This window comes from Ruegeria sp. CF8 (genome assembly GCF_056537285.1).
The window spans coordinates 87,573-107,387 of the sequence record NZ_JBQFRG010000007.1; the positions used below are offsets into that span (position 1 = coordinate 87,573).

Consider the following 19,815-nt stretch of genomic DNA (forward strand, 5'->3'; position numbering starts at 1 on the left):
GCCTTGGGCAAACGCTTGGAGATCAGATGTTCTATCGCCCCGAAGACGGCCACGGCCTGCCGCACAACCCATTCAACGCCATAATCACACCGCGCCCGATCGGCTGGATTTCAACTCGGGATGCAGATGGGATCAACAATCTGGCGCCTTATTCCTTTTTCAATGGCGTCGCCTACACGCCACCGCAGGTTATGTTTGCCACAACCGGCACCAAACACGACCAAAATGGCGGCAAAGACAGCATCGCCAATATCGAAGCAACGGGCGTTTTTTGCGTCAACGTGGTGGCTCATGCGCATCGGGACGCGATGAACGCAAGTTCAGCAGGCCTGCCAAAAGAAATTGATGAGTTTGCCCACGCAGGGCTGTCCCCTGTTGAGTGCAATACCATCCCCTGCGCCCGGATTGAGGGAGCGCCCGCTGCACTGGAATGCAAGCTCATCCAGATCGTCACCTTGCCCGGCGAAGCGAATCGGGTGGTGTTTGGTGAAGTGACAGGAATTCACCTGCATGACGATCACATTCAAGACGGAAAATTCGATGTGACATCGTTTCAACCGCTGGCACGGCTTGGATACCGGGACTATGCCGTTGTGACCGAGTTGTTCAGCCTATCAAGGCCAGATGATTAATGCCCCTACCCAACGCCTCTCATCGCTACCCGGTGACCCTGCCTGACGGAACCGAACACTTGGGGACGGTGTTCCTCAATCAAGCCATCGATCACCCTCGCTTTCAGGTGGGTGAATACAGCTATGCGTCTGATTTCGAAGCGCCAACGGATTGGGCCTCTCGCCTTGCCCCATTTCTTTTTCCATCTTCGCGCGAACGTCTTGTGATTGGAAAGTTCTGTCAAATCGCCCACGGCGTTCGGTTCATCACGTCATCGGCCAACCACGCAATGGATGGAGCGACGTGCTACCCGTTCCCGGTTTTCGATCCTGCAAAGCTGTTGGAATATCAGCCAGACACGCGTGACACCGTGATCGGAAACGACGTTTGGATCGCCTATGGTGCTTTGATCATGCCGGGGGCGAAAATTGGCGACGGCGCAATAATCGGAGCAGGCTCTGTCGTGCGCGGAACGATCCCACCTTATGCGGTCGTTACCGGTAATCCAGCCGAGGTGCGTCGATTCAGGTTTGAGCAAGACACCATTGATCGATTGCTCGCCTTGAAATGGTGGGTTTGGCCTGCCGAAAGGATATCTGAGGCCGAGGACGCACTATTGTCGGGCGATATCGAGGTGCTGGAACAATTGGCTTCGTGAAAAAAAGGCGGCCTTTAAAGCCGCCTTTTGAAGTCAGTGCCCGCCCAGAATTCCGGTACGGACGGAATAATCGACCGCCAGTTCGTAATCCGGGTCGTCGTCACTGTCGACCATCAGGTGTCCTGCCTTGTTCAACAGCTTATGACAATCGCGGCTCAGGTGACGTAGCATAACGCGTTTGCCTGCGGTCTCGTATTTCGCAGCGATGTTTTCGATGGCCTGTAAGGCTGATTGATCCACAACGCGGCTTTCAGCAAAATCAACAATCACGGTTGCAGGGTCGTTCGGGACGTCGAACAGTTCGATGAAACCATCAGAAGACCCAAAGAACAGCGGTCCTTGAATTTCGTAGACCTTCGCGCCCTTTTCGGTCTCAGAGTCGCGGGTAACGGCGTGAATGCGTTTGGCGTTGTTCCAGGCATAGGCTAGGGCCGAGACGATGACGCCGACCACAACGGCAACCGCAAGGTCCTCCATAACGGTCACGACAGTCACAAGCACGATCACGAACGCATCCGTCATGGGAACCTTGCGCATGATCTTGAACGAGTTCCAGGCAAAGGTCCCGATCACCACCATGAACATCACACCGACCAGAGCAGCAAGCGGGATTTGTTCGATCAGGGGTGAGGCAAACAGGATAAAGACCAACAGGAACAGCGCCGCAGCGATACCTGCGATTCGGGTACGTCCGCCGGATTTCACGTTGATCATCGACTGACCAATCATCGCGCAGCCGCCCATGCCTCCAAAGAACCCGGTTACGATATTCGACGCACCCTGCGCGATACACTCTTGCGAGGCCCCGCCGCGTTTTCCGGTGATCTCACCCACAAGGTTCAGGGTCAGCAGGGATTCGATCAGACCAATGGCCGCCAGAATGACCGCATAAGGCAGTATGATCTCAAAAGTTTCCCAGTTCAGCGGCACCATCGGGATGTGGAAGGTGGGAAGACCGCCCTCAATTGACGCCAGATCACCAACGCGCGGCACGTCCAGTCCCAGGCCGATCACCAGTGCCGCGACCACCAAAATACCGGCCAGAGGTGCAGGAATGATGCGCGTGATGCGCGGCATGACCCAGATCACTGCCATGGTCAGCGCCACAAGACCCAGCATGGTAAATAGCTGCATCCCCGACAGCCATTCACCACCACTCATGCCATGGCCGGTGTTTTCCATGGTTCCGGGTACTTTGAACTGCCCCATCTGGGCCAGAAAGATCACAATGGCCAGACCGTTCACAAAGCCCAGCATCACCGGGTGGGGCACCAAGCGGATGAAACGCCCCCAATGCATAGCTCCGGCGATAACCTGCAGAATTCCCATAAGAACAACAGTCGCGAACAGGTATTCGACCCCATGCTCGGCCACCAGCGCCACCATAACCACGGCCAAAGCGCCGGTTGCGCCCGAGATCATGCCGGGCCGCCCACCGATCAGTGCCGTGATCAGGCCAACCAGGAACGCCGCATACAGACCAACCAGCGGGTGCACGCCAGCCACAAAGGCAAAGGCCACAGCCTCGGGCACTAGCGCAAGAGCTACGGTCAGGCCGGACAAAAGCTCGATCCGCAAGCGAGAGAAGGTCAGCCCCTCATCTGGCACCCAGCGCAGATCAGGTATGGCGACGCGGTTGGCAAAACTTGCCAGCAAGGCTCGGGGCATTGGTTAGTCCTATAGGGTTTTATGTTCGCGCGAAGGCGACCTTGTAGCGGCCGCACACCTTTTGAGCCACCGCAGCAGGCGGGAAGCGGCTATGCGTCCCGTGCATACCTTGGCCTCGCGGCAACGTGACTTGCGGGTCTACGGTTCAGCAACCAACTGTGTGATCATGCGTTGGATCATCCTTCTACTCGTCTCAGCCCTTCCCGGTCTGGCCCAGGATCTGGAAGGTAACGACACGGCCGGGAACTGGCGGGTCACCCACCATGAGATTTTCGGGATATGGAGTTCGCTCTGCGACGAGCGCGAAGAACACGGCGCGTTGAAGCAGCGGTGCTACATCCGACGGGCAGAGGTGTTTTCGCCCAGACCGAAATTTGCGGCACAGTTCGTTTTCATTACTCCAGAGGCCCAAGATTTCAAGGTGGAATTCGGAATGGAACCCGGCACCCTTTTCAATCCGTCCGGGTTTCGCATCGACAAGGGTAATGAAACCATCTGGCGCACGCGGCGTCCCGGTTGCCTGACCGGGCTTGGCTGCACCTTCGAAGATCAGCGTGCCGAAGACCTGTTAGATGCCATGCTGGCCGGGGACGCGTATCGCTTTGAATTTCGTGACAGGCATGGGCAATCGCAGGACCTAACCTGGTCACTGGATGCATTCGGCTCAGCCTGGGCTGATTTCAGGGCACAGTCTCGCCTGCGTAACCTGCTGCCGAACCAGGATTAGACCCCTTGTAAAATGCACCCCCAACCCGCACAAATCCGACAGCAATTCAATACGTGGAGCTGGACTGTGACCCAAACCAAGATTGCCGTTATTGGCGGATCAGGCATCTATGAGATCGACGGGCTGGAAAACGCGGAATGGGTCGAGGTTGAGACTCCATGGGGAACGCCATCGGACCAAATCCTGACCGGATCATTGGGCGGGGTTGAAATGGCCTTTTTGCCGCGACACGGGCGCGGCCACGTGCATTCGCCAACCGATGTGCCTTACCGCGCCAATATCGACGCGTTGAAGCGGCTGGGCGTGACGGACGTGATCTCGGTTTCAGCCTGCGGATCGTTTCGCGAGCATATGGCACCCGGCGACTTCGTGATTGTCGATCAGTTCATTGACCGGACTTTTGCGCGGGATAAGAGCTTTTTCGGAAGTGGGTGTGTGGCTCATGTCAGCGTTGCACATCCGACTTGTCCGCGCCTGTCGGACGCCTGCGAAACAGCGGGGAAAGCCGCAGGCATCAACATCCATCGTGGCGGCACATATCTGGCTATGGAGGGGCCTCAATTCTCATCCCTCGCAGAATCCAAGATGTACCGCGAGCAATGGGGCTGTGATGTGATTGGCATGACCAACATGCCCGAAGCCAAGCTCGCCCGAGAAGCCGAGCTTTGTTACGCCTCGGTCGCGATGGTCACGGATTATGACAGCTGGCACCCGGACCATGGTGAGGTTGACGTGACCGCCATCATCGCCACGCTGACCGGCAACGCTGACAAGGGCCGTGCATTGGTCAAAGGTCTGCCTGCGTTGCTGGGGGCTGAACGTGAACCTTGCCCGCATGGCTGTGACAGGGCCTTGGAATACGCGATCCTGACTGCCCCTGACAAACGCGACCCTGCGCTTTTGGCCAAGCTGGACGCAGTGGCAGGACGCATTCTCTGACGTTACCTTTGTGGCAAGCGGTCCTGAACGGTTTGCCACAGACCATGTGACCACAAGTCGTTGTGGGTTCCGTCGGGAATCGAGAAGAACTCCACCCCTTCGCCGCCCATGTCGGCAAGGCGTTCTCCGTGATGCACGGGAACGGTCTGATCGTCGGTACCGTGGAAGATCAACGTCGGCACCCCGATTGTGTCGATAATGTCTCGGGTGGCGAACTGGTCACGCATCAGGGCTGCTACGGGCAACCAAGGGTAGCGTTCAGCTGCCACATCCACGGTCGCTGTAAACGGCGCTTCCAGCACCAGCATCTCGGCCTCGGGCCGTTGCGCTGCCACCGCCGCAGCCACTGCTGTACCAAGGCTTTGGCCATGTAGAACAACTGGCTCTCCGGTGCTGTGCAATTGGTCAAACAACTCTAATCCGTCCGAGATCAAATCCGCTTGGGATGGCGTGCCTGCGCTGCCCGGAAACCCGCGATAGCTGGGTGCCAGCAGCCCGTAGCCACTGTTCAGTATCTCTCGGAACCGGTCCGCGCGGTCGCTCAGATTGCCGCTCTGGCCATGAAAGAACAATACGGTCGGGGCACCTTCGGCGGCTGCCGGCGCGGCCCAAGCTGTCAGAACAGTTCCGTCGGACATAGGCAGCGAAAGCACATCGATATCCGCCAAAGAAACCGAGGCTGGATCCGGCAATTCACCGTCTGGCTTGTAAAGCAACGACTGTTGGTTGAAGTACATATATCCAACGATGAGGCAATATACGACGACCCCGGCCAGCAAGAGGCCAAGCAGCAACCGTTTGATACGATCTATCCGCCTCAACGTATTGGCATCTGTACTTTGGATCTGCACCTTTGCCTCCTGCGAAGTTACGCCCCTTAGTCTGGGCAGGTTCTGAACCGTTTCAAGATGAATGAGCAAAGCTTCATCCAAACTTCAAGCCGTTGTCACACTGCCTAAAGCCATGAGCTTTGCGATTCAGAGGCAGGAAACGCACAGGTGCTAGATCTTGTCGCTTCAAAAACAGCCAAACGATCAAGGCAGAGGCTTGACGTTGGCAGTATACAAGGGCTTGGTGTGACGACACCTTTACAGGAGACCCCATGTCGCTTGAACTCTGGCTGGCTTTTGTCGCCGCTTCCACCGCTTTGCTGCTGATCCCCGGCCCGACTGTGTTGCTGGTGCTTAGCTATGCGCTGTCCAAAGGCCGCAGCGTCGCTGTGGCCTCGGCAACCGGGGTCGCGTTGGGGGATCTTATTGCGATGACCGCCTCTCTGTTGGGGTTGGGCGCGCTGGTGCTGGCCTCAGCCACCTTGTTTTCAGTGCTCAAATGGATCGGAGCAGCCTATCTGGTCTGGCTTGGGATCAAACTACTGCGAAGCGCACCGTCCGCTGGGCTGAACGCGGTCGATACAGGCCGCGATGTAACGGCGCGCAATGTGTTTGGGCACGCCGCTGCCGTGACCGCACTGAACCCGAAATCCATCGCCTTTTTCATCGCCTTTGTTCCGCAATTCCTGCGTCCAGCCGATCCGCTGGGTCCGCAATTCGTCATCCTGATCGCGACATTTGTTGGTCTGGCCTGGTTGAACGCATTGGCCTATGCGCTGCTGGCTGACCGGCTGCGGCGCGTGATTGGCCGTGCCAGCGTTATCACTTCATTGACGCGGTTTGGTGGGCTGACTTTGATCGGAATGGGCGTCGCGACGGCTGTTCTGCGCCGCCCAGCCTGAGGCGCGTTTAGTCCTCAACGTGTTCCTTCATGAAACCCCGGATAAACCGGCGGATTTCGCGCGCGGCTGACGTATCCAGCTCTTTGCACAGCTCGACAAAAGCGTCGCGCTCATCCTTGTCCAAGCGCAGGACCAGCTGACTGTTTTTCTTGGTCGATCCCTTGCCGTCTTTCTTAGCCACGCGCGCTGTCCCCAACATCATCTTGCAATTTTAGTCGATGCATTGTATATACATAGCATAGTGATTGTCGTTATCGGGCACTTAACAACAATAAAAGGAATATGGCAATGAACCTTCATGCTGCTCAGGCATTTCTATTGCGAGATCAACGCAATTGGCGCAAACCGCACCTCTCTTGGTTGCCCGCCACGCTGTACCGCTACAAAAGCCTGCCCAAGGCTATCATGAGCCGCCGCTCCTGACAGTGCGCCGGAATGGCACCTTGCATGGTGCCGTATGATGGGCCAAACACCCTTGCGTGTTTTGACGCTAAAAGGGTTGGCCCATGTCCAGAAATAAATCTGTCAAAGATTACATCCGAACCATCGTCGATTTTCCCCACGAAGGGATCATGTTTCGCGATGTGACAACCCTGTTTGCCGACCCGCGAGGGTTTCGGATGGCGATCGACCAGATGCTACACCCTTACGCCGGTGAAAGGATCGACAAGGTGGTTGGGCTTGAAGCGCGTGGCTTTATTCTGGGCGGTGCGATTGCGCATCAGCTGAGTGTTGGTTTTGTGCCGATCCGCAAAAAGGGCAAACTGCCCGGAACCACAATCAGCCAAGACTACAAGCTTGAATACGGTGAGGCGATTGTCGAAATCCACGACGACGCCATCCAACCCGGCGAAAAGATACTGGTGGTCGATGATCTGCTGGCCACAGGCGGCACGGCGGCGGCAGGAATTAAGCTGATCGAACGGCTGGGGGGCGAAATCATCTCATGCGCGTTCATCATCGATCTGCCCGAGCTGGGGGGCCGGAAAGTTCTGGAAGAGATGGGCATGGATGTGCACGTGCTGTGCGAGTTTGAAGGGCTCTGACCAAAAAACTTCACAAAAACGTGACTGGAAACTCAAAGCCGCGCTGGCTTAGCGCGGCTTTTCTGTTCATCAAGTCGCAAATCGGTACAAAACAAGTGATCTTGCCGTGAGGTCACCGCGTACCCCGGGTGATGCTGCTTGAAGCATTCTAACCTAGGGAGTTTAGCATATGTTCCGCAAATTCGCCGCCGCTGGTGTCGCCTCTATCCTGCTCAGCACAACCGCTTTGGCCGATGGTCACGGCAAAGACATTGTCGACACAGCTGTTGCCGCAGGAAGCTTTGAAACACTTGTTGCTGCAGTGCAGGCCGCAGAACTGGTGGACACGCTGAAAGGCGAAGGTCCGTTCACAGTGTTTGCCCCAACCGATGATGCGTTTGCGGCTTTGCCTGAAGGTACTGTTGAAGACCTGCTGAAGCCAGAAAACAAGGATCAGCTGGTTGCCATTCTGACCTACCATGTTGTGCCAGGTAAGGTCATGTCAGGTGATCTGAGCGACGACATGACCGCCGCAACTGTTCAGGGCGGCGACATTACAATCGATCTGGATTCTGGTGTGATGGTCAACGATGCCAACGTGGTTCAGGCCGACATCGAGACAAAGAACGGCGTGATCCATGTGATCGACAAGGTGATCCTGCCTGCGTCGTAAGGGAACTACCGGACACGGCCCGCGACGTGGGCCGTGTTCACACTTTCAGGACCGCTCCGGGGTTCATGATGCCCTGCGGGTCCAAAGCTACCTTGATGGCCCGCATCGCGCTCAGCTTGACCGGATCGCCGTAACGCTCCAGATCGTCGGTCTTCAAACGCCCCACCCCATGTTCAGCACTGACCGAGCCGTCATAGGCGTCAACCAGATCATGCACGGCTTGTTTGATCGCACCGCGTTGATCATCAAATTCTGATCGGCTGTGACCTTTAGGTGGAAACACATTGTAATGCAGATTGCCATCCCCAAGGTGCCCAAAGCAATTGATCCGGTACGGGCCAAGTTCAGCGATCATCTTTCCACCTTCGCGAATGAAATCGGGAATTCTGGAAATTGGAATCGATATATCATGGCTCGAAACCGAACCGACCAAACGATTGGCCTCGGGGATGCGTTCGCGTACCGCCCAAAGTTCAGAACGCTGGGTTTCACTTTGTGCAATCACGCCGTCCTGAACCTGCCCGCGATCTTCGGCGGTAACAAAAAGACTCTCCAACGCATCTGAAGACGATTGACCAGAAGCCAGACCCAGTTCGATCAATACGCTCCACTCTGGCCGAGTGCTAAACGGTTGGCGGACGTCTGGAAGAACCTCTGACAGAAAATCAAACCCTTGCCGGTGGATCAGTTCAAAAGTGCTGACAGTTTCGCCCACCTGATCCCGTGCCAGCGCCAGCAGGTCAATGGCCGCCTCGGGTGAAGCCACCTGAAACATGGCCGTGCCCTGAACAGCAGGCTTTGGAAACAGTTTGAGGGACGCGGCCGTAATGATGCCCAATGTGCCCTCGGCCCCGATCAGAAGATCACGCAGGTCGTAGCCGGTGTTGTCCTTTCGCAAGCGGCTGAGTCCATGCCAGATCTCACCGTTGGGCAGCACAGCCTCAAGCCCCAGACAAAGATCGCGCGCGTTGCCATAGCGGAGTACATTGACGCCCCCGGCATTGGTCGACAGGTTGCCCCCGATCCGACAGGACCCCTGCGCCGCCAATGACAGTGGAAACAACCGATCAGCCTCGCCTGCCGCAGCCTGAACGTCATGCAATATGGCTCCGGCTTCAGCGATCAAGATGTTTTCAGTCGGGAATACAGACCGAATGGATGTCATGCGCTCCAAAGAGATCATCAAAGGCGCTGGACCTTCCGACATCACCTGCCCACCGACCAGCCCCGTGCCACCGCCATAAGGCACAACTGGAACCCGCTCGTCTGCTGCCAACCGCACCAGTGTGGCAACCTCTTCGGTGCTTCGGGGAACAGCCAGCACACCGATCTGGCCAGCGAACCGCCCGCGCGGTTCTTCCAGATACCGGTCTTCAACGGGGCGCAGGATATCATCGCCTAATGTCGAATGGATCAGTGCAGCAAAACGGGCATCGGCGGGGTTCAAACTCATACGTTTTCAATGCCCAAGCAACGCGGCTGCGGCAAGTCCTATTCCAGATCAATCAGATACTGCGGTTCCAGCACGATCACTGTTGGGCGGTCCGGAAGATCTCGCAGAGACACGGTGAGTTCTGACACCCCGTCGCGCTCGACTGGAAATGTATCACGAATATCGACCAGAAACCGATCCAGCGAGAACCCTGAAAACCAGTGCATTGGAATAATCACCGAACTCTTCAGCCGCTTCAAAACCGAGATCATGTCCGGCAAGGGCATCGTGGTCCCCCCATCAACCGCAGCCATGACCACATCCAACCGCCCCAAAGCGGCAAACTGTTCGTCTGATGGCACATGATGCAGATGACCCAGATGACCAATACACAGACCCTCGACCTCGAACACAAAGATCGAGTTCCCGCGCTCCTCGACCCCGCCATAGGCTGACCGGATATCGGTCGATACGTTGCGCACAAGCATCTCACCAAGATCAAGATGATGCTCAATGCCCTGCCCGAACTCTCCCCATCCCGGCAGAACATGCGGGATCGCCGGGTCGGGATGGGCGGTCCAATGTGTGCTGTGGGCATGGTTCATCGTCACAACATCGGGGATCAAATCTGCACTGCCGATGAACCCTGTAAAATCGGTCACGGCATTCAACCCGCCCCGCGTCTGGATCAGAAACGACGCGTGCGCGATATAGCTGATCCGCACCGAGAATTCCGGCACGGGATCCTGCCAAGCCGCTTTATGAAGATACTCAATTCCCGGCGCGGCATCGGCGATGGCAATGCAATGGCTCGGCCGCCGCTCCTGCGCCGCAGCCCCGCCCGAAATTACCATCAATGCCGCAACCAACCAGCGCATAACTCAAGTGTAGCGCAGAACCCGCCCGAGTCATGCCCAACTTGTTCATCTGGCCCAAAATACCTCGGGGGAGTCGCGGCATGCCGCGACGGGGGCAGCGCCCCCTATCCCGCGTCGGTCTTCCCGCGCCGGTCGGATCGCAGGCTGGCATACAGAACATGCGTCCGCCACCGCCCGTTGATTTGCAGGTAAGACTGCGCCACACCTTCGTATTTGAAGCCCGAGCTTTCCAGCAACCCGCGCGACGCCCGGTTTTCCGGCAAGCAGGCGGCTTCGATCCGGCTCAGGTCCAGTCGGGTAAATGCGTGATGAACCATGGCGCCAATTGCTTCACGCATGTATCCCTGCCGGGCAAATGCCTGACCGGTCCAATATCCCAGAGTACCCGCTTGGGCCGGACCGCGCCTTACATTGTCCAGCGTGATAGCCCCCACCAGAACGTCATCCTCGCGACGAAACAGGAACAGCGGTATCGCAGTGCCACTGGCGACCGAGCGCTGTGCCCAATACACCCGATTGGTAAAAGACTTGCGACTTAGATGATCGCTGGCCCAGACAGGCTCCCACGGCGTCAGATAGTCTTTTGAGGACCGCCGCAACGCGGACCAGTTATTGAAATCGGAATGTACAGGCGGGCGCATGCTGAGCCGCGCGGTTTCGAGTTTCAGCTTGCGTCTGCCCAACAGCATCACGCCGCCCGCCTCTCCTGCAGTTCGGCCAAGCTTGGCGCACCAGACACGGGCCCATAAAGCGCCAGAGCTGCCGGAGCCTGTACAGCCATGGTTTCTGCAAATGCTCTCACATCTTCTGTGCCGACCGCATCGATCTTGGCAACGGTATCTTCAAGCGAGGGCACCCTGCCCCAAATCTGCACCAACCGCGCCAAACGTTCGGCCCGGTTTGACGGGCTTTCCAATCCCATTAACATCCCGGCCTTCATCTGGGCACGGGCACGAGCGACCTCTTCTGCGCTCATGTCCTCGGCCGCGCGCTTCATCTCATCAATGGTGATTGCCGCCAACTCACCAACCTGATCCGCAGAGGTTCCTGCATAGATCGTGGTTGTACCCGTATCAGCATAGGCACCGGTCTGAGCAAAGATTGTGTAGCACAGCCCGCGCGTTTCCCGTACTTCCTGGAACAAACGCGAGGACATACCTCCGCCCAAAGCCGTCGAGTAAATCTGCGCGGTATAAATCGCATCATCGCGATACCCGGGGCTTTCCAGCGCCAGCGCAAAATGCGCCTGCTCCAACTCTTTCTCTTGCCGTGCCTCACCCCCGGTGAACCGTGCAGCGTCCGGGATCAGGCCCTTGCGCGGTTGCAGATGGCCAAACATCTCTTCGGCCATTTTCATCAGCGCATCGTGATCCACAGCACCGGCAGCCGACAGGATCATCTGCTCGGGGCCGTAATGCTCGGCTACAAAGCCAGACAAATCCTCGCGCGAGAATGCACTGACCTTTTCGGTTGGCCCCAGAATAGTGCGACCCAAGGGTTGGTCATGATAGCTCTGCTCTTGCAGCCAGTCAAAGATCACATCGTCCGGCGTGTCATAGGCCTGACCGATTTCTTGCAGGATCACCCCACGCTCGACCTCGATCTCACGCGGGTCGAAGACCGGGTTCAGAACAATGTCACCGATCACATCCATCGCAAGCGCGACGTCGTCCTTCAGAACACGCGCGTAGTAGGCTGTCACCTCGCGCGAGGTATAGGCGTTGATATAGCCTCCCACATCCTCGATCGCTTCGGCGATTTGCAGCGCAGAACGACGCTCGGTTCCCTTGAACGCCATGTGTTCAAGGAAATGCGCGATGCCGTTTTGCTCGATCCGCTCATGCCGCCCACCGGCGGTCACCCAGATGCCGATGGCCGCCGATTGCAGCCCCGGCATATGTTCACTGACGATACGAAAGCCGTTCTTCAGTTGGTCTTGTCTGACAGTCACTCGGCGATATGCCCTTTGATATGATCCTCGAGGGAACCCAGATCGTTTGCAATGCGGGTTACCCGTTCCGGACGTTCATACAGATCAGACATGCGGGATGGAAGGGGCGGATGTACGTCGCTCGCCTTCTCGACCGCAGCTGGGAATTTTGCAGGGTGCGCAGTGGCCAGCGTGATCATCGGCACTTCAGGCGCTCGGTGCTCTTCCGCAACCTTGATACCAATGGCGGTGTGCGGGCAAACCAGTTCCGCGCTATGTTCCAGCGTGTGCTTGATCGTCTCCAGCGTCTGGTCTTCGGATACGCGGCCCGAGTCGAAACTTTCGCGCAGCGCTTCCATCGCGCCTTGGCTGACGTTGAAGCCGCCATTCTTTAGCTCGTCCATCAACTGAGCGACCGCGCTGCCATCCTCGCCATACGCGTAATACAGCGCCCGTTCAAAGTTCGAACTAACCTGAATGTCCATCGAGGGGCTGATCGAGGGGATGGTGTCTCCTTTGAAATACCCCTCGCCGCTCAGGCAGCGGTGCAGGATATCGTTCTGGTTTGTCGCAACCACCAACCGATCAATGGGCAGGCCCATCCGTTTGGCCAGATAGCCTGCAAAAATATCCCCGAAATTGCCGGTCGGCACGGTGAAGCTGACCTTGCGATGTGGCGCGCCAAGGCTGACGGCAGCGGAAAAATAATACACGATCTGCGCCAGCACGCGGGCAAAGTTGATCGAGTTCACACCGGCCAGTTTCACGCTGTCACGGAAATCGAAGTCGTTGAACATGTCCTTCAGAGCGGCCTGGCAATCGTCGAAGTCTCCGTCGACTGCCAGAGCGTGCACATTTCTGTCCGCAGGTGTGGTCATCTGTCGCCGTTGCACCTCGGACACCCGGCCATGTGGGAACAGGATGAACACGTCCACCGCGTCTAGGCCCCGGAACGCCTCAATCGCGGCCGATCCTGTGTCGCCACTGGTCGCCCCCACGATGGTCACACGGTCGCTACGGCGCTTTAGCGCCACCTGAAATAACTGACCAATCAGCTGCATTGCAAAATCTTTGAAGGCCAGCGTGGGGCCGTGAAACAGCTCCAACAGGAAGTGGTTCTCATTCAACTGCTTGAGAGGTGCACGTGCGTCATGACCAAAGCCTTCGTACGCGCGGGCGATGATCGCTTTGAATTCATCCTCAGCAAACGAGCCGCTGACGTAAGGCCACATCACGCGGAATGCGATTTCTTCATAAGACAGTCCGGCCAAGGCAGCGATTTCGCTTTGCGTCATCACCGGGATCTCAGCGGGCAGGTAAAGGCCGCCGTCGCGGGCCAGACCGGTCAGCATCGCCTCTTCAAATGTCAGTTCGGGCGCTTGGCCACGGGTCGAGATGTATTTCATGTCGCGTCACTCTCAGAATTGGCGCGGCTGCGCCACAGGAAGTATCCGGTCATCGCGGCCCAGACCAGAGCCAGACCAAACCAGGTGATTGCATATTGCAGGTGATCATTCGGGATGCCCGCCGTATCGACCGGTAAGGGCGTCACATTCGGGTCGGTTTGTGACCGGGCGATCAACAGAACTGGTTCGGCCCCCAAAGCAGCGGCCAAGTTCTGTACGTCACGGGCGAACCAGATATTGGCGTCGATATCCGCCTCTGGCGTGTAACTGTCGATCTCGTCCGGCCAGTGTAGGTTCCCGGAAATTTCCATCGGGCCGGTCAATCGCTTGGTGTCTTTGGCCGTCGTTGGAACAAAACCCCGATCCACAAGGATCGTACGATCGCCTGTGCTGAAAGACTGGATGATGCGATAACCCGCCCCTACCTGTTTCACAGAGACCAGCACGTGGATTTCCCCGGGGATCATCTCACCTGACACGATCACCGGCAGATACTTGTCCGCATCCTCTGATACCTGCGCTGGCAGGTCCACAGGAGCCGCTGATATTCGATCCTCAATCTCGGCGAGAACCTCTTGTTTCCATCCCAGACGCTGCACTTGCCAAATGCCGAGCGACAGCAACACGCCCAGACCGGCGAGACCGAAGATCAGCAGGAACAAAATGCGGTGCATGGCGGGATCAGACCTCGTTGCAGGAACCGGCGTCTTGTTAAGGGCGGAGCAGACAAAAATGCAACCACGCAATTGTATCGGGCGCAATCTTGTGCCCGGAACAAAGAAAAAGCCGCCCCCAAAAGGGCGGCTTTTGCAATTGGATTCACCCGCAGGTCTTACAGGAACGGTGCCTGACCCCAGATGTAGACGGCGAAGAACAGGAACAGCCAAACAACGTCAACGAAGTGCCAGTACCAGGCTGCCGCCTCAAACCCGACGTGTTTCTCGGGAGTAAAATCACCGCGCAGCGCCCGGATCAGACAAACCGTTAGGAAGATTGTCCCGATGATCACATGTGCGCCATGGAAGCCGGTCGCCATGAAGAAGTTCGAATAGAACTGGTCGCCACCAAACACCCAGCCTTCATGCGCCAGCAGCTCGTAGTATTCGTAAGCCTGCAGCAGCGTGAACAGCAAACCCAACACGATACCGATGGCCAGACCGTTGATCAGTGCCTTGCGATCATTGTCATGCACAAGCGCGTGGTGCGCCCAGGTGATCGCACAGCCCGACAGCAGCAACACCAGGGTGTTGATCAGCGGCAGGTGGAACGGATCAACCGCATGGATGTCCGGTTGGATGTATTCGGTGCCGGCATAGTCGTACATCGGATACATGCGATGTTTGAAGAACGACCAGAACCAGGCGAAGAAGAACATCACCTCGGACATCACGAACAGGATAAAGCCATAACGCAGACCGATGCGGACGACCGGTGTATGATCGCCCTGACGGCTTTCGACAACAACGTCCGACCACCATGCAAACATGCAGTACAGGACGGCGACAAATCCGCCCCAGAACATGAACGATGTGACGCCATGCATCCAAAGCACGGCGCCAAACAGCATGAAAAATGCCGCGAGCGCGCTGAGGAGCGGCCAGACCGATGGGGCCAGAATGTGATAATCGTGGTTTTTAGCGTGTGCCATCAGCGTCCCTCACCTACAGGCGTTAGTTCGTGTTTGTATCTGCCTGCGTTTCAAGGGCAGCATAGCCCTCGGGCAGGTCAATTTCGTAGAATGTATACGACAGCGTGATCGTATGAACATACTTTGCTTCAAGATCTTCGACCAGTTCCGGGTCGACGAAGAAGGTCACCGGCATCTCTACACGTTCGCCGGGTTGCAGCACCTGCTCTTCAAAGCAGAAACAGGCAATTTTCTGGAAGTAGCCACCCGCCGAATAAGGGGCCACGTTGTAAGAGGCTTGACCCGCAATGGGCCGGTCGGTTGGGTTGTAAGCTTCGTAGAAGGCAAGCCCGGTTTCGCCGATGCGCACTTCCATCTCACGTTCAATCGGTTTGAACTCCCAAGCCATACCCTTGGCCTTGGAGGCGTCAAACCGGACGGTGATGGTGCGGTCCAAAATGTCTTCGGGCGCTGATTCAGCTACGCCCGTGGTGCCGCCAAACCCAGTTACCCGGCAGAACCAGTCATAAAATGGCACAGCTGCCCAAGCCAGACTGCCCATAAGGATGACCACGCCAACAGTCTGTACAACCGTTTTCTGCGGACCTGTCAAAGCCATCAGTTCTGAACCTCCTGTGTTGCCATACCGAAATCCGTGCCCGAGACCTTTACGACCGTCAGCCCAAAAATGATTACGATAAATGCGGCCAGTGTCAGACCAACACCCAGATTACGGCTGAAGCGTCGCTGATGCAGCTCATGGTTCTTGCGTAGGCTCATCACCAGCCTCCCAGACCATAGGGTTTCAGCAAAGCCTCAACCAGAATGGCACCGAAATGCAGGAAGAGGTAGAGCAGCGAAAGTTTGAAAAAGCTGCGCTCAACCTTGAAATTGTCGGCTTCGGAATCCTCTTCGGTCCGTCGCGAGATTTGCCAAGCTCCGCGCAGGAACAAGGCGTTCAGCACCAACGCAACCGCCAGATAAACCGGGCCACCGATATTCGAGAACGCCGTGCCGACAGCCAGCACTGCAAGCAGCGCCGTGTAGACCAGAATATGAAACCGTGTGGCGCGGCGGCCATGTGTAACGGTCAGCATCGGAACACCCGCGTCATCATAATCCGAGCGCATGAACAGAGCCAACGCCCAGAAATGTGGTGGAGTCCACATGAAGGTCAGGGCGAACATCAGCCAAGGTTCAACCGACATCGAGCCGGTGGCAGCAACCCAGCCGATCACGGGCGGGAACGCACCAGCGGCACCGCCGATGACGATGTTCTGCGGCGTCGAACGCTTGAGCCACATCGTGTAGACAACAACGTAGAAAAAGATCGTGAAGCCCAGAAACGCGCCTGCAAACCAGTTTGTTGCAAGACCCAGCATGATCACGGACAGGCCCGAAAGAGCCAGCCCAAGCGCCAGCGCCTCGCCCTCTTCCACCTTGCCGGAAGGGATCGGACGACCCTTGGTGCGTTTCATCACGCGGTCAATATCCGCGTCCCACCACATGTTCAAAGCACCAGACGCGCCACCGCCAATCGCGATGAATAAAATGGCGCAAAAGCCAACAAAAGGATGCACAGAAACGGGTGCCGCCAGCAGTCCGACCAGCGCCGTGAAGACAACCAGAGACATCACACGCGGCTTCAGCAGAGCGAAGTAATCGCCAAAGCTGGCCTCGTCCGCCTGGGCGGTCGCAGTGCTGGCATTGATGCTTGCGTCGGTCATTTCCGGTCCTTCTGGGGCGAAAGCTGCGCGATCACCCGCGCAGCCAGCGTCATGTCCAAGGAGGGGTTATCCCCGCCCCTGTCGCTCAATTAGTTCGAGGCGACCTGATAGCTTTGCGGCAGACCCGCATATTCGTCGATCGCGCCCTGAAGCCATGCTTCGTACGCTTCCTCGCTGACCACTTTGACGGTGATCGGCATATAGGCGTGGTCCTTGCCGCAGAGTTCGGAACACTGACCGAAGTAGACGCCTTCTTTCTCGGCTTCGAACCACAGTTCAGCCAAACGTCCGGGCACACCGTCCTGTTTCACGCCAAAGGACGGGATGGTCCACGAATGGATCACGTCGGATGCGGTCACCTGCATTACGATGACCTTGCCAACCGGCACGACCACGGCGGTGTCGGTGGCCAGCAGCCATTCGTCGTCGCTGTAGCCCGCATCCGCCAGTTTCGCGCGCATGGCATCATCCAGAACAAACGGGGTCACGTCCGCATCGGCCGGGCGCGCACCTTCGTCCAATGTGGCCGGGTGGCCCAGCAAGTAGCTGTCGAACGCAAAATCGTGATCGACATATTCGTAAGTCCAGTACCACTGGTTGCCCACAACTTTGATGGTGATGTCGCCTTCAGGGATTTCCTGTTGCTTGAACAGAACCGGCAGCGAGAACGCACCAATGAAGACCAGAATCAGGATCGGCCCCAGGGTCCAGGCGATTTCAACCGGAGTGTAGTGCGAAAAGCGCGCTGGGGTCGGGTTTGCGCGCTGGTTGTAACGCACGATGCAGTAAAGCAGCAGACCCGCAACAAACAGACAGATCACGGTGATGATCACCAGAATCATTGTGTCCAGCCGGTGGATACCATCGGCCAAGCTTGTGGCCGCAGGCTGGAAGCCCATACCGCCATCGACCGGCTTGCCAATAATCTCAAGCTCCTGAGCCATGGCGGGAAGGCTGGAGAGGGCTGTCATAAACCCTGAAAGCATCAAAGCATTCTTCATGTTCTGTCCTGATCGTTTGATCTTTGCGTCCCTGGCGAAAAGGTGTGAATCGGTCGCACCTCTCCCGTTGTCTTTGGCCGCGTTAAAAACCATATTCCGTCGGGTAGATAAAGCAAAATGCTTGCGTCAAACAGACGCTATTTTTGATCTGGATCAAACCCGAAAGGTCACAACCCATGTCCGACGCCCCTTTTCGCCCGTTTGAAAGCGCTCTTCCGCACGATGAGGCGTTGTCTATTCTGCAATCGGCGACCGCCGGGGCCGAAGACGGAGAACTGTTTGTCGAGCGCCGCAAATCCGAGTCTTTGGTATTTGACGACGGACGTCTGCGCACCGCGTCTTACGATGCCTCCGAGGGATTCGGCCTGCGCGCAGTTCAAGGCGAAGTGGCCGGTTACGCACATTCCACAGATGTGTCTATTCCCGCTCTGAAACGTGCGGCCGAGACCGCGCGGCTGGCCGTTGGGGATGGCGGTGGGACGCTGGCCGAAGCACCCCGGTCCACCAACACGCGGCTCTACACCGACGAAGACCCCATCGTTTCTGCCGCGTTTCCGGTCAAAATCGAAACCCTGCGCGAAATCGATGCCTTTGCACGCGACATGGACCCGCGTGTTGTTCAGGTCAGCGCTATGATCTCAGCCGCTGTTCAAGAGGTCGAGATTCTGCGCCCTGACGGCGTGATGGTGCGGGATGTGCGTCCGATGACTCGCGTGAATGTTTCGGTGATCGTTGAACAGAACGGACGCCGCGAAAGTGGTTCAGCAGGTGGCGGTGGTCGCATCGGCCTGAGCGGCTTGATCGATCCGAAGGACTGGCAGGCCAAAGCCCGTGAAGCGTTGCGCATTGCGCTGGTCAACCTTGATGCGGTACCAGCCCCTGCGGGGGTGATGGAAGTCGCGCTTGGCCCAGGCTGGCCGGGTATTCTGCTGCACGAGGCCATCGGCCACGGGCTGGAGGGGGATTTCAACCGCAAGGGCAGCTCGGCCTTTGCCGGTCTCATGGGACAGCAGATCGCCTCAAAAGGTGTAACCGTAGTCGATGACGGCACGATTGCTGACCGCCGAGGCTCGATCACCGTGGATGATGAGGGCACACCCAGCTCGCGCACAGTGCTGATCGAGGATGGCATTTTGACTGGCTACATGCAGGACCGTCAGAACGCGCGTCTGATGGGCGTTGCACCTACTGGTAACGGGCGGCGGCAGAGCTATGCGCACAAACCCATGCCGCGTATGACCAATACGATCATGCTGGGGGGTGAGGCTGATCCTGCGGCGTTGGTCGCGGATATCAAGGACGGCATCTGGGCCGTAGGTTTCGGCGGTGGACAGGTGGACATCACCAACGGCAAGTTCGTTTTCTCCTGCACCGAAGCGTATCGGGTGGAAAACGGCAAGATCGGCGCCCCTGTGAAAGGGGCAACTCTGATTGGCGATGGGCCGTCCGCTTTGAAACGGATCCGGGGGCTTGGCAACGACATGGCGTTGGATCCCGGTATGGGCACCTGCGGCAAGGATGGACAATGGGTACCGGTGGGGGTCGGACAGCCAACTGTCCTGATGGACGGTTTGACCGTAGGCGGCTCGGCGGCCTGAGTCGCATAAGTACGAAAACCACAGGTGCAGGGTTAACCTTGCACCTGTGCGCCTTACCCTCTGACCGCAAGCCTCGTTCTGTGCAGGAGAATCCGAATTTACTTTAATGCATATTTTCCAATGTTTTAGGAAGTCTTCGATAGCACATTCGAAAAAATACGCCTCTAATTTTCTACGATTTA

At 57.3% G+C, this 19,815-nt stretch carries 22 protein-coding genes; 8 read left to right on the top strand and 14 right to left on the bottom strand.

The window, feature by feature from the left end; translation table 11 throughout:
* Positions 1-26: 26 nt before the first annotated feature.
* Together ACR0EV_RS16340 and ACR0EV_RS16345 are read left to right on the top strand one after the other, a co-directional pair.
* Positions 27-632 carry a flavin reductase family protein gene (locus ACR0EV_RS16340; RefSeq protein WP_480801049.1) on the top strand — a complete coding sequence of 202 codons (606 nt, stop codon included), beginning with the start codon at positions 27-29 and terminating at the stop codon, positions 630-632.
* Positions 632-1,270, top strand: coding sequence for a CatB-related O-acetyltransferase (locus ACR0EV_RS16345; RefSeq protein ID WP_480801050.1), 639 nt, complete (start codon positions 632-634; stop codon positions 1,268-1,270). The genes ACR0EV_RS16340 and ACR0EV_RS16345 overlap by 1 nt, the downstream gene beginning before the upstream one ends.
* 33 nt (positions 1,271-1,303) lie before the next feature.
* On the opposite strand, the gene ACR0EV_RS16350 is transcribed toward ACR0EV_RS16345, so the two are convergent.
* Positions 1,304-2,938, bottom strand: coding sequence for a SulP family inorganic anion transporter (locus ACR0EV_RS16350; protein ID WP_480801051.1), 1,635 nt, complete (start codon positions 2,936-2,938; stop codon positions 1,304-1,306).
* A 91-nt stretch (positions 2,939-3,029) separates the two neighbouring features.
* Here ACR0EV_RS16350 and ACR0EV_RS16355 point away from each other — a divergent pair, with 91 nt between their 5' ends.
* Both ACR0EV_RS16355 and ACR0EV_RS16360 read left to right on the top strand, forming a co-directional pair.
* Positions 3,030-3,665, top strand: coding sequence for a hypothetical protein (locus ACR0EV_RS16355; RefSeq protein ID WP_480801052.1), 636 nt, complete (start codon positions 3,030-3,032; stop codon positions 3,663-3,665).
* A 66-nt stretch (positions 3,666-3,731) separates the two neighbouring features.
* Positions 3,732-4,604, top strand: coding sequence for an S-methyl-5'-thioadenosine phosphorylase (locus ACR0EV_RS16360; protein ID WP_480801053.1), 873 nt, complete (start codon positions 3,732-3,734; stop codon positions 4,602-4,604).
* 2 nt (positions 4,605-4,606) lie between these two features.
* Here ACR0EV_RS16360 and ACR0EV_RS16365 read toward each other — a convergent pair whose 3' ends face one another.
* Positions 4,607-5,455 (bottom strand): alpha/beta hydrolase, encoded by an 849-nt coding sequence (locus tag ACR0EV_RS16365; RefSeq protein ID WP_480801054.1) that lies wholly within the window; start codon positions 5,453-5,455, stop codon positions 4,607-4,609.
* Positions 5,456-5,706: 251 nt separating this feature from the next.
* Here ACR0EV_RS16365 and ACR0EV_RS16370 point away from each other — a divergent pair, with 251 nt between their 5' ends.
* On the top strand, positions 5,707-6,336 hold the full coding sequence (locus ACR0EV_RS16370) for a LysE family translocator (protein WP_480801055.1): 630 nt from the start codon (positions 5,707-5,709) through the stop codon (positions 6,334-6,336).
* A 7-nt stretch (positions 6,337-6,343) separates the two neighbouring features.
* Here the strand turns inward: ACR0EV_RS16370 and ACR0EV_RS16375 are convergent, their stop codons facing one another.
* Positions 6,344-6,517, bottom strand: coding sequence for a hypothetical protein (locus ACR0EV_RS16375; protein ID WP_480801056.1), 174 nt, complete (start codon positions 6,515-6,517; stop codon positions 6,344-6,346).
* Between the two features lie 325 nt (positions 6,518-6,842).
* Between ACR0EV_RS16375 and ACR0EV_RS16380 the strand changes: the two genes are divergently transcribed.
* Positions 6,843-7,382, top strand: a complete 540-nt coding sequence (locus ACR0EV_RS16380) for an adenine phosphoribosyltransferase (protein ID WP_480801057.1) — start codon at positions 6,843-6,845, stop codon at positions 7,380-7,382.
* A gap of 169 nt (positions 7,383-7,551) precedes the next feature.
* Positions 7,552-8,034, top strand: a complete 483-nt coding sequence (locus ACR0EV_RS16385; protein ID WP_480801058.1) for a fasciclin domain-containing protein — start codon at positions 7,552-7,554, stop codon at positions 8,032-8,034.
* A 37-nt stretch (positions 8,035-8,071) separates the two neighbouring features.
* On the opposite strand, the gene ACR0EV_RS16390 is transcribed toward ACR0EV_RS16385, so the two are convergent.
* From ACR0EV_RS16390 to coxB, 11 genes are all read right to left on the bottom strand, one after another.
* Positions 8,072-9,487 carry an FAD-binding oxidoreductase gene (locus ACR0EV_RS16390; protein WP_480801059.1) on the bottom strand — a complete coding sequence of 472 codons (1,416 nt, stop codon included), beginning with the start codon at positions 9,485-9,487 and terminating at the stop codon, positions 8,072-8,074.
* A 38-nt stretch (positions 9,488-9,525) separates the two neighbouring features.
* Positions 9,526-10,344, bottom strand: coding sequence for an MBL fold metallo-hydrolase (locus ACR0EV_RS16395; RefSeq protein WP_480801060.1), 819 nt, complete (start codon positions 10,342-10,344; stop codon positions 9,526-9,528).
* A 104-nt stretch (positions 10,345-10,448) separates the two neighbouring features.
* Positions 10,449-11,033, bottom strand: coding sequence for a GNAT family N-acetyltransferase (locus tag ACR0EV_RS16400; RefSeq protein ID WP_480801061.1), 585 nt, complete (start codon positions 11,031-11,033; stop codon positions 10,449-10,451).
* Positions 11,033-12,295 carry a M16 family metallopeptidase gene (locus tag ACR0EV_RS16405; protein ID WP_480801062.1) on the bottom strand — a complete coding sequence of 421 codons (1,263 nt, stop codon included), beginning with the start codon at positions 12,293-12,295 and terminating at the stop codon, positions 11,033-11,035. The genes ACR0EV_RS16400 and ACR0EV_RS16405 overlap by 1 nt, the downstream gene beginning before the upstream one ends.
* Positions 12,292-13,680, bottom strand: coding sequence for a threonine synthase (thrC, locus tag ACR0EV_RS16410; protein WP_480801063.1), 1,389 nt, complete (start codon positions 13,678-13,680; stop codon positions 12,292-12,294). Before thrC ends, ACR0EV_RS16405 begins: the two co-directional genes overlap by 4 nt.
* Positions 13,677-14,354, bottom strand: a complete 678-nt coding sequence (locus ACR0EV_RS16415; protein WP_480801064.1) for an SURF1 family protein — start codon at positions 14,352-14,354, stop codon at positions 13,677-13,679. The genes thrC and ACR0EV_RS16415 overlap by 4 nt, the downstream gene beginning before the upstream one ends.
* A 158-nt stretch (positions 14,355-14,512) precedes the next feature.
* Positions 14,513-15,328, bottom strand: coding sequence for a cytochrome c oxidase subunit 3 (locus tag ACR0EV_RS16420; RefSeq protein WP_480801065.1), 816 nt, complete (start codon positions 15,326-15,328; stop codon positions 14,513-14,515).
* 22 nt (positions 15,329-15,350) lie between these two features.
* The gene (locus ACR0EV_RS16425; protein ID WP_480801066.1) at positions 15,351-15,926 is read right to left on the bottom strand and encodes a cytochrome c oxidase assembly protein; all 576 of its coding nucleotides are present in this window, start codon (positions 15,924-15,926) and stop codon (positions 15,351-15,353) included.
* On the bottom strand, positions 15,926-16,087 hold the full coding sequence (locus tag ACR0EV_RS16430) for a hypothetical protein (protein WP_171177886.1): 162 nt from the start codon (positions 16,085-16,087) through the stop codon (positions 15,926-15,928). Before ACR0EV_RS16430 ends, ACR0EV_RS16425 begins: the two co-directional genes overlap by 1 nt.
* Positions 16,087-17,034, bottom strand: a complete 948-nt coding sequence (cyoE, locus tag ACR0EV_RS16435; RefSeq protein ID WP_480801067.1) for a heme o synthase — start codon at positions 17,032-17,034, stop codon at positions 16,087-16,089. The genes ACR0EV_RS16430 and cyoE overlap by 1 nt, the downstream gene beginning before the upstream one ends.
* 89 nt (positions 17,035-17,123) lie before the next feature.
* Entirely contained in the window at positions 17,124-18,035 is a 912-nt protein-coding gene (gene coxB, locus ACR0EV_RS16440; protein WP_480801068.1) for a cytochrome c oxidase subunit II, read from the bottom strand.
* Positions 18,036-18,211: 176 nt separating this feature from the next.
* On the opposite strand from coxB, the gene tldD reads away from it, so the two are divergent.
* The gene (gene tldD, locus ACR0EV_RS16445; RefSeq protein ID WP_480801069.1) at positions 18,212-19,633 is read left to right on the top strand and encodes a metalloprotease TldD; all 1,422 of its coding nucleotides are present in this window, start codon (positions 18,212-18,214) and stop codon (positions 19,631-19,633) included.
* Positions 19,634-19,815 lie beyond the last annotated feature (182 nt).

Bases quoted from the DNA above. Each gene is read 5' to 3' on its own strand.
- ACR0EV_RS16340 (WP_480801049.1), top strand. From the start codon at position 27: ATGTTCTATCGCCCCGAAGACGGCCACGGCCTGCCGCACAACCCATTC.
- ACR0EV_RS16345 (WP_480801050.1), top strand. From the start codon at position 632: ATGCCCCTACCCAACGCCTCTCATCGCTACCCGGTGACCCTGCCTGAC.
- ACR0EV_RS16350 (WP_480801051.1), bottom strand. From the start codon at position 2,938: ATGCCCCGAGCCTTGCTGGCAAGTTTTGCCAACCGCGTCGCCATACCT.
- ACR0EV_RS16355 (WP_480801052.1), top strand. From the start codon at position 3,030: ATGCGTCCCGTGCATACCTTGGCCTCGCGGCAACGTGACTTGCGGGTC.
- ACR0EV_RS16370 (WP_480801055.1), top strand. From the start codon at position 5,707: ATGTCGCTTGAACTCTGGCTGGCTTTTGTCGCCGCTTCCACCGCTTTG.
- ACR0EV_RS16380 (WP_480801057.1), top strand. From the start codon at position 6,843: ATGTCCAGAAATAAATCTGTCAAAGATTACATCCGAACCATCGTCGAT.
- ACR0EV_RS16385 (WP_480801058.1), top strand. From the start codon at position 7,552: ATGTTCCGCAAATTCGCCGCCGCTGGTGTCGCCTCTATCCTGCTCAGC.
- ACR0EV_RS16390 (WP_480801059.1), bottom strand. From the start codon at position 9,487: ATGAGTTTGAACCCCGCCGATGCCCGTTTTGCTGCACTGATCCATTCG.
- ACR0EV_RS16395 (WP_480801060.1), bottom strand. From the start codon at position 10,344: ATGCGCTGGTTGGTTGCGGCATTGATGGTAATTTCGGGCGGGGCTGCG.
- ACR0EV_RS16400 (WP_480801061.1), bottom strand. From the start codon at position 11,033: ATGCTGTTGGGCAGACGCAAGCTGAAACTCGAAACCGCGCGGCTCAGC.
- thrC (WP_480801063.1), bottom strand. From the start codon at position 13,680: ATGAAATACATCTCGACCCGTGGCCAAGCGCCCGAACTGACATTTGAA.
- ACR0EV_RS16415 (WP_480801064.1), bottom strand. From the start codon at position 14,354: ATGCACCGCATTTTGTTCCTGCTGATCTTCGGTCTCGCCGGTCTGGGC.
- ACR0EV_RS16420 (WP_480801065.1), bottom strand. From the start codon at position 15,328: ATGGCACACGCTAAAAACCACGATTATCACATTCTGGCCCCATCGGTC.
- ACR0EV_RS16425 (WP_480801066.1), bottom strand. From the start codon at position 15,926: ATGGCTTTGACAGGTCCGCAGAAAACGGTTGTACAGACTGTTGGCGTG.
- ACR0EV_RS16430 (WP_171177886.1), bottom strand. From the start codon at position 16,087: ATGAGCCTACGCAAGAACCATGAGCTGCATCAGCGACGCTTCAGCCGT.
- cyoE (WP_480801067.1), bottom strand. From the start codon at position 17,034: ATGACCGACGCAAGCATCAATGCCAGCACTGCGACCGCCCAGGCGGAC.
- coxB (WP_480801068.1), bottom strand. From the start codon at position 18,035: ATGAAGAATGCTTTGATGCTTTCAGGGTTTATGACAGCCCTCTCCAGC.
- tldD (WP_480801069.1), top strand. From the start codon at position 18,212: ATGTCCGACGCCCCTTTTCGCCCGTTTGAAAGCGCTCTTCCGCACGAT.